Consider the following 12,324-nt stretch of genomic DNA (forward strand, 5'->3'; position numbering starts at 1 on the left):
CCTATTTCGTATTGGTTTAATGCTTCGCGTTAACCGTGAGTAATCACGTTCTGCTGTACTAATGCATCCAGAATATCCGAAGGCATAGTGCCACTTAAGGTTAGTTGTGGCGCAAGGTCTTCAACCACAATCACCTGCTCCGTTGTACCTACACCATCAGGGTTGATCGTAAGCTCAATATCATCCCCGTCCACTTTCGCGTCTATCTGCTGCAGTAACGCTGTCATGTCTGGTGAAGTATTCTTCAACTCTGGCAACACTTCTCTTAGGTCGATCTGGTCTCCTTCAGACAGGCTGAAATCAGTGATGGTGTCTTCAACGCCATCTTCGATATTCAGCCATACGAACGAATCCATACCAGCGCCACCAGTCAGGATGTCTGAGCCTCCACCGCCAATCAGGGTGTCGTTACCATCACCGCCAACAAGCGTATCGTCACCCGCTCCACCCACAAGTCGGTCATTTCCTGACCCGCCAGTGAGGTTGGTATCAAAGTCACTCGCTAAAAGTTGCACATCGTCTGTTTCAGAAGACAGATCGAGATCGAGTGGGTTCGCAACTATATTGAGGTTTAGATCAATGTTTTGAGATATCGCAATATCGTTATTGTCCGTTTCCTCAGATACCGCCTCAACCTTCAACGTGTAGTTACCAGGAGTTAACGGCTTACCAGCTGATGGTTGCTCGACGAGTCTGAGACTATCAATCGCATCAGCCGTCGCTATCCAAGTGTCACCTACTAGCGAAACCGTACCCGCATCACTGGCCACATTAACACCATCCGGAACATCACTGATCTTCAACGTTAACTCTTCAGTAATATCCGTCAATGCAGCAACAATTCCGACTAAAGCGACTCCACTATTAGCGACCACTGATGAGCTGGTCGTAATGTTTCTCACGTAGTTAAATGTCGGGTCGATAGACAAGGTTGGCGCATTCGCCACAGGTGTCACTGCAATATCATAGATCACAGGTGTCGTTTCTATCGCGATACCAGAAGGGTTTCCGCTGTCTTTAGCGATGACTTCTAATCCAATACTATTGGTTGGAGATAAACTCGCATCGAGGTAGACACCACTTGGACTGGTTGGCGTATCAATTAGAGCATTCAAATCGTTAAGAGTACCGACTAAGATGACCGAACTGGTATTGTTGCCGTTAACCATCACCGTCGTCACAACCGGAAGTGATACATTCAATGTACCGTAATCCACCGTCAGCGTGACTGTCATTAAGTCATCAGAAAATGCATCTACATAATCAGGGTCACTGACATTGATGCCACTCAACAACTGACCGGCGTCTTCATCAATCAAATCGGTGACGTTGTCACCACTTACAATAGGCGTATCGTTAACGCCTTGCACTACAACGCTGATTTCTGCTGTATCCGTTAGGAAGTCATCAGCCCCGTTGGTTGTGCCATTGTCTTCTACTGTGTAAGTGAATTTAACGTCGCCATTGTAATCATCGGCTGCTGTGAATACCCAATATGGGCCATTGATCGAGTTGTCATCCGCACCACCGACATTTTCGAACTTCTGAATCTGTCCCTGACCTTGGTCGATAACGACTCCAGTCACTGTAACAACATCCCCCTCAGGATCAGTCGTCGCTGCAATCAGGTCTTCAGCTTTGATGATCAATTGGCCTTCTTCAAGCATGGTACCCAAGTTAACATTGGTTGCCACTGGCTGATCATTCACTTCAGTTACAACAACGCTTATTTCAGCGGTATCCGTTAAGAAATCATCAACGCCGTTGGTTGTGCCATTGTCTTCTACGGTATAAGTGAACTTAACGTTGCCATTGTAATCATCAGCGGCAGTGAATACCCAATATGGACCGTTTATCGAGTTGTCGTCAGAACCACCGACGTTTTCAAACTTCTGAAGCTGCCCCTGACCTTCATCGATAACAACTCCAGTCACAGTGATCGCATCGCCTTCAGGGTCTGTCGTTGCAGAAACCAGGTCTTCAGCTTTGATGATCAACTGACCTTCTTCTGGCATGGTGCCCAAGTTAACATTGGTTGCTACTGGTTGGTCATTGACTTCTGTTACTACAAGACTTATTTCAGCAGTGTCTGTTAAGAAGTCATCCACGCCGTTGGTTGTACCATCATCGATAATGCTGTAATCGAGTTTAACGTCACCGTTAAAATCATCAGCAGCCGTAAATATCCAGAATGGGCCCGTAATCGCAGCGTTGTCAGCACCACCAGCGTTTTCAAAGCGCTGTAATTGACCTTGGCCTTGAGTAAGGGTCACACCCGTGACGATGAGGTTATGGTTTTCAAGATCTGAGCTTGCTGCAATTAAGTCACCTTCAACGATAACAAGCTGTCCTTCCTCTGCAATCGAGCCTAGATCAACGTTGTTTGCCACAGGAGCGTCATTCACTTCCGTCACCTTAATGGTGAAGGTAGTTTGATTGGTTTGAGCGGTATTCAGGTCACCCGCGTCAATCAGACCGTTATTACCACCGTCATCGAGTGTTGCATTGATCGTGACTAAACCACTCTGGTTGAGATAGTTCTGATCTGGGTCTGGTTTGAAAGTAACAGCCCCATTCACCAACGCGGTATTGATATCAGCTTCTTTACCAGTAATCACCAATGAGCCGTCAGGCTGCAATACAAACGTTACGTCAGGTGAGCTGGTAAACTCAAACACACCTTGCGCTCCCGGCAGTGTTTGATCCACTTGCAACGTAAGAACATACGGCGCATCTGGATTATCAAAATTAGCGTCAACGTCGTAAATACTAAAGTTGTCGATGGCAACACTGATGTCTTCAGATGTTTCAATATTCGTTACGTTTACAAAGATCGGTTGATCGTTGATAGGATCAATCACCAAATCAACATCGAAGGTCGTTGGAGTCCCCAAGTATTCCGTGTTATCAGCATCAGTATCAGCAGAGCGAACGGTAATCTGCAGCGGGCCATTGATACCCAGTGCATTGCCTGCATCACTGTTATGTTCACCAGAGTTGAATACGATCTTATCAAGTGACTGAGCAGGCACATCCAGCGTCCAAATCTGTGTCACCGGATCGTAGCTCGCCAAAGTCGTGCCGTCTGGATAGTAGATAGAGGCATCTTGAGGTACACCAGCCACCTCGACACGAAGTGTCTCTGGCGCATTTTCGGTATACGTGCCGCTGCCTGTTGCAGATAGCTCTTTATCCAAAATAGTCGCGTTGATTTCGATATCAATGTTTTGGCCTTCATTGCCAGTAACAGAATCCGTTGGGTTGGTATCAACATCATCACCCACCGGCACCACATGCAGCTTAAAGCTTGGCAAGTTCGAGGCTGCAGTAGGTACGCCTAACAAGGATTCTTGAGTAAAGACAGCAACGCCAAATTCCGCCGTACCACTAAAGTTTTTAGGCGGTAAGATCGAAATCTCGCTCAAATCAAATGACAACCCTGATGCTTGAGGAAGTTGAACACTCCACTCACCACCACCATTGTTCTTCACTGTATAAGCGGAGCCCGGATCAGCACTCATTAAGAAACCATCTGGCACACCAGTGAACTTAATCGAAACGAACTGCTCTGAGCCGTCTAGGTCAGTGAGCGCGATGGAGACAGGACCTGTTCCCGATAGAGAAATAGCTTGATCTTCATTACCCGTGATCTCAATGACATCAGGATCACTACCCGGCCCTGTTACAAGCACATCATCAACCACAGGGACAACTTCAAAGCTAACACTGGTATTGAACGTATCAGTATCGGTTGCCGTTCCGACTGGAAACGAGGCGTCATTGTAGGTAGCAGTATCGGTTATTGTTCCGCTGACATTAACTTGTACTTGATTGATGTCATTCCCCGTTGGGTAATTCGGAGCAGGACGGAACAATACATTGTCTAGGGCGCCGGCATTAATTTCCGCTTCATTGAAGGTCACGGACGTACCAAGCGATACACCCGCGCTTGTGTAAAACGAACCGACACTTGTGTCATCCAAAGTCAGCGTAATAGATGTGAATTTTTCATCCCCCCCCTCAACTCCACTGACTTGGTCAGTAATGGTTGTGCTGAAATCAAGCTGAATGTAAGTATCTTCGTAACCCACCGGGTCTTGTCCCGGTTGACCATCAGTATCGACAGGATTAAACGAGTCATCGAGCGAACCAACAACCTCAACATCAATGTCCGGGTTACCTTCAACGTCAGGAGCGACTTTAATAACGACATCGGTCACCAAGGTTTTCTCATCACCAGACAGTGTATCTTTGGTTACTATTGTGATTGGTAACCTAAAATCGCCAGAATAGTCAGCAGGCAGATTAAGTAGCAGGCCAGAGAAATCCGTTGGAACACCCTGATCGACGGTTGATTCAAATACATACTTCCCGTTTACAAAGTCAACATCACTGCCTCCCCCTAAACTGATTGGGAAAGTTATTCCTGGGGGAATGGTCACAGAGTCATCAATAATGATAGTTACTTGGTCTGTTGAAGCGTCTTCACCGGAGAATGTGATCAGACTATTTAGTGCCGTTCCCAAGTCTAACTGTGTGTCTTCTACAGCATCGACAACGCTATCTGGTGTCATCGTAATATCTGCAGCCACCTCGCTCCCGCCAACAAGCACTTCTGGGAATGACAAATTCACTTCACCTTCCCTTTGAACCGCAACTGATGACTCAGTTTCAGCGCCATCACCTCGATCAATTACGGTACTATAGATGGTCATCTTGATGTCATTGAAAACGCCTGGAAGGCCAGAAACTGGCGGAAACGCAAGGCCGTTTGGTGCACTAATACTAAACAGGTCTTCATTGGTTACCACCCAACGACCATTGCCTTCATAAGCAGCACCCATCACAACTAACTGATTGAGGACAGCATCTGATAACGCCGAGTCGTCCACATTAGTCAGTTGAATCACTAGCTGGTCAACCTCTTCGATAGCAGACGAAGCATCAGTTTCTTGGTATCGAATAACGAACTCATCCGTAACCGATGTGTTATCACTGTTGGTTGTGAATTTAAGAACACCTGTTAGAGCATTCGCGACAACTGTACTCAAGTCCGTAAGACCCGCGACCTCATCGACCACCAGTTTGTTACTCGCATCTTCAGGCTCAACCACAGGTCGCACACGAACATCAATTGAGCCCGTGATTGTCGCTGTTGCAATACCCTGACCTGTGTCAGTTGCGTCAACATATTCATGATCGCGTTCTTCAATCATGACAACCGTATTAAGCGTAAAGTCGGTGCTCGAGTCTTGTTCCGGTGTTATCTGAATAAAATTATTGTTCAGTGCTATCTGAGTGAACGCTTCTGGAGTCTGCCCAGCCTTTGGTGTGATGGTTAGCGTTCCGGCTACGGCATCGTAGTTCCAAATCACATCACCGTTTACAACCACACTGGCAACACCACTTGGAATGCCACTGATGACGATTGCAGTGAAATGCTCATCACCGTCAATGTAATCAGTGCCCTCTGGGTGCCAATCAATGTTGATCGCCGTATCTTCGTCCCCACGAGTCACCGTATTGTAGGTTGCTGAGGTATCAATCCTAGGCTCTACAAGTATACGAATTTCCTTATCAAAAGAGAGTGTATGGCCATCATTCTCAGTCACGACCACTTTACCCAAAATATTAATGTTCTCCGTAGATGAGTCAACTGGCCTTATACGGATACCTGAAGTTACCCCAGCTTCCGTTATATTGGCTTCGTAAATAGGTTTAGATAAATCCGGACTTCCATTTGGACTAGTTGCATAACCGACAAAATTTAGATCAATCGTTGCTCCATCACCATCTTCAAGAACGACCCCCTCAGGAATGCCTGAAAGAATAACCGTTACAGACTCTGAGCCATCGTCAGGTAACGGTGTAGTGCCGCTATCTGGTCTTCTCTCACCTGACAATACGGTGAAATCAAGCTCAGCAAAGCTGTCACCATTTTGACTCTCTTGAATCGTAGTTTGGACACCGAATATCGAACTATCAGTAATTTCCGTCCATGCAGTACCGTTCGTACCACCGTAAGGGCTGTCCGCTACCCCTTTAACCTCAACGTTCACCGTTTTAGTTCCTAATATCTCCTCATCGACTTGGGCGCCCGTGGATAGATTTGCGTTATCTTTGACCACACCCGTGACATCGAAGGTGAAATTGACATTACTGTGTTTAGTTGGAACAACCTCAACGTTTGCCAAATCGGAATACGCTATTTCTTGGTAATCGATACCATTAATAGTGACTGTTGGAACGACATTCGTGGTACCTAAGAAGTAAAGCTCTGCACCTTCCGTAACATTACTGATGCGCACAAACAGTTCTTCAGAACTGTCAGCATCTACCGAACCTGTCATGGTGATGACTTCGTCTAACGTGAACGCGTCTTTATTGTCTAAAGGCCCGACGTAATCTGGATCATCGATATTGTCTTCGTTAATACGGATTCGGTTAACGCTGAACGAGCCAGGGTCTGCATCGGCAGTCACATCAATGATGATGTTTTGCTCTACAGAGCGAGCGGTCGTTTTGTCCACCCCGCCATTTGCAGAATCATCGTACGGATTACGCGTCTCTTCCGTTATCGCTGTTGCTTTAAACTCTATTTGACCGGAGAAGTTATCGATCGGGTTTACGACCGTACTATTGATGTCTCCAGCCGCAATGATGTAAACACCGTTAGTCGGAGTAAGGACGTTGCCGTTTTGGTCGAGAAGCTCAAACTGGCCATCTCCCTGAACAACTTCAAGTTCATAGGTAATCGTCTCAGTATTACTGTTATCTTGCGACTCTGCGTTCAGCTGCAACGTAACGTTGTCTTCATCTTCGTTAACTTGATACTGATACGCGCTATTCGCATCATCCCAAGTCGCAATGTCGGCTACCGCTTCAATTTCAATTCTAAAGTTCGAGTTTACGGTGTGGTCTAGCGAACCATTATTATCAATCTCAAGTTCGTAGTTGATTCGCACACCATTGTCATTCGAACCGTAGTTTTGGTCTGGAACAAAGAACAAGTTGTCGATTGTCGCAATAGTGTCTAATGGTTGATTCGTGTCTGGAGCAAAGCTCTGCTGCATTTGAGGCGGACCAAACAAGATATCACCGTTTGGTTCAGCGACTAACTTGTGATATTCCACGCCATCAAAGTAATAGAACGTCCCTCTGTGATTACCGCTCTGAATCGTCAGTTGGCCGATAGACTCGTTATTATCTTGGTCCTTTATGTTAACCTGCAGCGCAATTTGTGCAGGAGCATCAGGCAAACCGCTTTGATTATCTTGAATATTCTCAAGAGTCGGCTCATCGCCTGTTGCGTAAGGTATGGTTGAGTCTCTACCCGCATCCTCGAAGGTCGTCACTTTCAGCGCGATTCTTGTAGAGTCCCTATCTGTAATCGTAATATCTAACGGTGTTTCAGATGTGTCCAAATCTCCATCTGTCGCAATCACGTTAATAGAGAAATCTATTGTCTCACCGTTATGCTCTAGATAACCGTTAGCTCTAAACTCAACCTCACCATTTGAGTTAATACGCAATCGACCAAGCTCACGAGTATCAACACCTCCATTGGTCTGCTCGTATACTCGAACCTCTTGACTACCATTGTTTAAATCGAAACCATCACTGTAAGGCCCACTATTTCCGGTACGAAAAACGATATCAGCGCCATTGCTGGTAATGCCCTCTATGCGAGTCAGTGCTGCATCATCCGCACCCACATCTGTCGCATTAGCAAACATGTTAACTTTGGAATTACCGTAACCCTGCCCTTCAATTCGCGTTATCGATTGAGTAGTCACCAATGGAACATCATCAGTCACAGTAATAGTCAGATCGATCGCGTTCGACTGGTCTCGGTCAAAATCTTCGGCCACGACAGAGAAATCAAGATCTATGGTGTTTTCATTCGTGCCATCAGGATGCTTAAGTGGTTTAAACAGCTCAAATTGATAGCTGTTGTTTGAGGTATCAAAAATGATTTCAAACACAGGCTGATTGCTAGTTACCGTCTGTGCAACATAAGTGAAGGTTGTACCGCTTTGTGAAACAGGCAGCCACTCTAGGCTTTCACCATCAGAAGTTAAGCCTGCAATCACTAAGTTTTCATCGACCAATTCATACTTAACAACACCATCAGCACCTTCATCAACGGTGAATAGCCCATTAATAATGGTATCTTCGGATTGATCAGAACCAATCCCAGCAAGATCATCTTCATCAACTGCCGTCTCACCCGTTGGTGCACTCATTACTGGTACATCATCGAGCACTTCGATTGGTAATACGTATTGATTAGAGTCATCACCGTCACCATCAACCGCAACGACATCAAATGGAATCGTTAGCGTATTGGAATTCGGGCTTGTTGGATGGTTCAGAGGACCTAGCAACGTAAACGTATAAGAGCCGTCATTCGCTAGCGCAAGCGTGAAGATAGGAGTTCCGCTTGTCGTCGTACCTTGATAAGTCGTTGTGTTCGCAGATCCAGTGATTTCTGTAATAGAAATCGCTTCAGTTCCAGAGGTCAATGTTGCTTCAAGCGCAGAGATATTACGCAGTTCGTAAACCTCTACTTGGTCAGCACCTTCTGTGGTAACAAATGCACCTGTTGCTTGAGAAACCACGGATCCAAGATCATCCTCATCAACCACAAATGTGCTGGTCATTGTCGTATCGGTAATGACAGGTACATCATCGGTGATAGTAACGGTCAAAGGTTTCATCACAGAATCGGTATTATCTTGGTCGACCGCAATCACTGACAGAGTGAATACTTGATCGTTATTGCCTTGTACAGGCAGGTGGTCGAGCTCTTCCAATAAAGTGAACGTGTATTCGCCTAGCACCACACTACTAAAAGTGATGGTAAAGATATCCGTTTGAACACCTCCACTTTCAACGAAACCAATATAGGTTCCGCTGTTGGCTGGTTCTTCTTTAAGCTGAACCACTAAGCCATCCGATTTCAATTCACCAGACGTGTTGAACTGAGTGGTATCAATACGGAAATGACTCACATCATCACTTCCTGCTGTGAAAGTAATGGTTTCAGTTTGGCTCACAGGTAAGCTCGGAGATGAGCCATCCACGAGATTCGCTTCTTCCAATGCAACCGTTGGAACCGTATCAATTACCGGTGGAGCACCATCTGAAATCGTCAGTGTCACTGTCGAAGTAACAATATCGCCGTCTTTATCTTCTGATGTCACGGTAATCGTCTTAACGATGTCACCACCAGAATGATTCAGATTTCGATTAGGCTCAAAGCGCACATCGCCTTCAAGCGTGATAAACAACGAACCTTCTGTAAATACGAACTCTTGCTCACCAGTATTGGTTTGCACTAGAGATTCTTCAGGCTGACTACCATAAGTAAATTTGGTTATGGTGGCGCCATCAGCACTTTGCGCAGGCATCACATCAAATGTCGTTGTAGTTGGCGTACCCGTACTTGGCTCTGTAATGCTAAGCGCCCCAGATTGCATCAATTGAACGTCATCACTGATGGTCACAGAAAGCGGTTTAGACGGTGAGATATCGCCATCGGTGTCTTGCGCATGCACCGACAAGTCAAAGCTGAGGTCGTTGTTTCCTAGTCCGTCGACATGATCCAAACGCTCTAACAAAGTAAACGTGTACTCACTAGGGTTAGTGTTATCAAATTCTAGGGTGAAGATAACTTTCTCAACACCCGAGCCATCCGTTGTGAATGCTATGTAATCACCTGAACCAGCAGGCTCTTCACGCAAGCTCAATTCAAGACCATCAGACTTCAATACACCGCTGGTATTAAACAGCCCTACTTCGACGACAATCTTCTCGATGTCATCACTGCTCGCGAGTGAAGTAATGGTTTGGGTCACGCTGACTGGGTTGCCACTCGGTGTTGAACCATCAGCCAGTAAGCTTTCAGACAAGCTAACACTCGGTACGACATTCAACGTTGGTCCATCACCATCAACGATAGTGAGTGTGACCGTTGAAGAGGAAATATCCTTATCAAAATCAGATGAAGTAAATTCAATCAGCTTGACAATGTCGCCTGCAGAGTGGTCAAGATTACGATTTGGTTCAAACCTTACATCGCCATCCAAAGTGACAAACAGCGAGCCTTCAGTGAAAACAAATTCCTGCTCACCGCTGATGTTTTGATTTAAGGTAATCGCAGACCCACCGTCATAAGTGAACTGTGTAATGGTCGCCCCATCAGCACTTTGCGTAGGTAAAACATCAACCGTCGAGGTAGTTGGTGTGCCAGTATTTGGCTCTGTGATGGTTAACGTGCCATCTTGCATCTGTTGAAAGTCATCTTGAATGGTGACAACAACATCACGCTTAACTGAGTCATCACCATCAGTATCAACCGCATAAACAGGTAAGTTGAAGTTAAGGTTGTTATTAAGTGCACCATCAAGGTGGTCGAGTGCCTCAATCAGCGTGAAGGTGAACTGACCTTTGTTAACACTATCAAAATCAATGGTGAATACATTAGTTACGTTACCAGCCCCGTCATCAGTAAACCCGATGTAGTCGCCAGGTGAAGCAGGATCTTCTTTTAGCTGAACAACAAGACCGTTTGATTTCAGCACATCACCTGAGTTGAATTCGTTGGTCGCGATTCTGAAGTGGCTTAAGTCATCACTGCCCACAGTGTAGGTAATGGTTTGTGTTGAACTCACCGCAGAACCACTCGGCGTTGAGCCATCTGCTAGGTTCACTTCCGATAAGTTCACGCTAGGAACAACATCGATGACCGGATCAACCCCATCTTGAATCGTCAATGTGACATCCGCGGTATCAGTATCGTTATCAAAGTCGCTGGTCGTTACAACAATCGTTCTAACAATATCACCCGCTGAATGATCTAGGTTTCGATTTGGCTCAAAACGAACTTCGCCTTCAATCGTGATGTACAGTAAACCATCGGTTACGGTAAACACCTGCTCTGTCGATACATTCGGGTCCAAGGTGACAGCAGTACCACCATCGTAAATAAATTGGGTGACCTTTGCGCCATCAGCACTTTGAGTCGGCATAACATCAATGGTTGGCGTAGTTGGTGTGCCAGCCACTAGATCAGCTAGCGAAGGCTCAACAATATTCAAGGAGCCGTCTTGTACACCTTGTACATCATCGGTAATGGTCACTGTCATTGGTGACATTGCAGATTCATCACCATCGGTATCCACTGCTAAAACAGGTACATCGAAGTTTAACGTGTTGTTCTGTAAGCCATCCACATGGTCTAACGCTTCAAGCAGTGTAAACGTGTATTGACCTAAATTGGTGGTTGAGAAACTGATCGTGAAGACGTTGGTTTCTACGTTAGCACCGTCTTTTACAAAGCCAATGTAGTTACCAGAGTTCGCTGGCTGCTCTTTAATCTCAACCTCTAATCCATTCGACTTCAAAGCCCCCGAAGTATTGAACTGAGCAGGGTCAATTCTGAAATGACTGACATCATCACTACCCTCGGTAAAGGTAATCACTTGAGTCATCGATACTGGATTGCCCGTTGGCGCAGAGCCATCAGCCAGATCGACCTCAGAAAGACTCACACCAGGAATGACGTTGATGATTGGTAGTTCGCCATCGGTAATAGTTAGCGTTACTGTCGAAGTCACCACATCACTATCAGAGTCACTTGAACTGACGACTATCGACTTAACGATATCCCCGCCCGAGTGATTAAGATCGCGGTTTGGTTCAAAGCGCACATCACCTTGCAGCGTGACATAAAGCGAACCTTCAGCAACCACAAACTTCTGCTCTCCCGTATTGCTCTGGTCAAGCGTAAACACTGTGCCGTTGTCATAATTGATTTGGGTGATGGTCGTGCCGTCCGCCCCTTCTAGATCAAGAACATTCACAGTCGTAGTTGTCGGCGTACCCGCTGCTAAATCAGCCACAGTTGGCTCTTCAATCGTAAACGCGCCATCTACCATGACTTGGATATCATCGGTAATCGTCACAGCAAGTGGCGACATTAGAGAATCATCGCCATCGCTATCAACCGCGTACACTGGCAAGTTGAACGTTAGGTCGTTATTACCTTGAATTGGTGTGTGGTCAATCGCTTCTATAAGCGTGAAGGTGTATTCACCTAAAGTCGTGCTGCTAAATTCAAGCGTGAAGACTGTAGTCTCGACATTTGAAGTATCTGTGGTGAAACCAATGTAGTTACCCGAACCCGAAGGCTCTTCTCGAATCTCAATCACTAAGCCATCAGATTTCAGAGTACCGCCGGTATTAAACTCACTCGGCTCAATGCGGAATTTTACAACATCATCACTTTGGTTGGTAAAAGTGATGGTTTCTGTTTGGTTA

Annotated in this window: 1 protein-coding gene; it reads right to left on the bottom strand. The window is 45.9% G+C overall.

The window, feature by feature from the left end:
* Positions 1-29 precede the first annotated feature (29 nt).
* Positions 30-12,324: cadherin-like domain-containing protein (locus CWO08_RS22470; protein WP_108021143.1), on the bottom strand; the 12,295-nt coding region annotated here is incomplete at its 5' end.

The organism is Vibrio sp. 10N.286.48.B8 (assembly GCF_003050085.1).
Classification (GTDB): Bacteria; Pseudomonadota; Gammaproteobacteria; order Enterobacterales; family Vibrionaceae; genus Vibrio; species Vibrio crassostreae.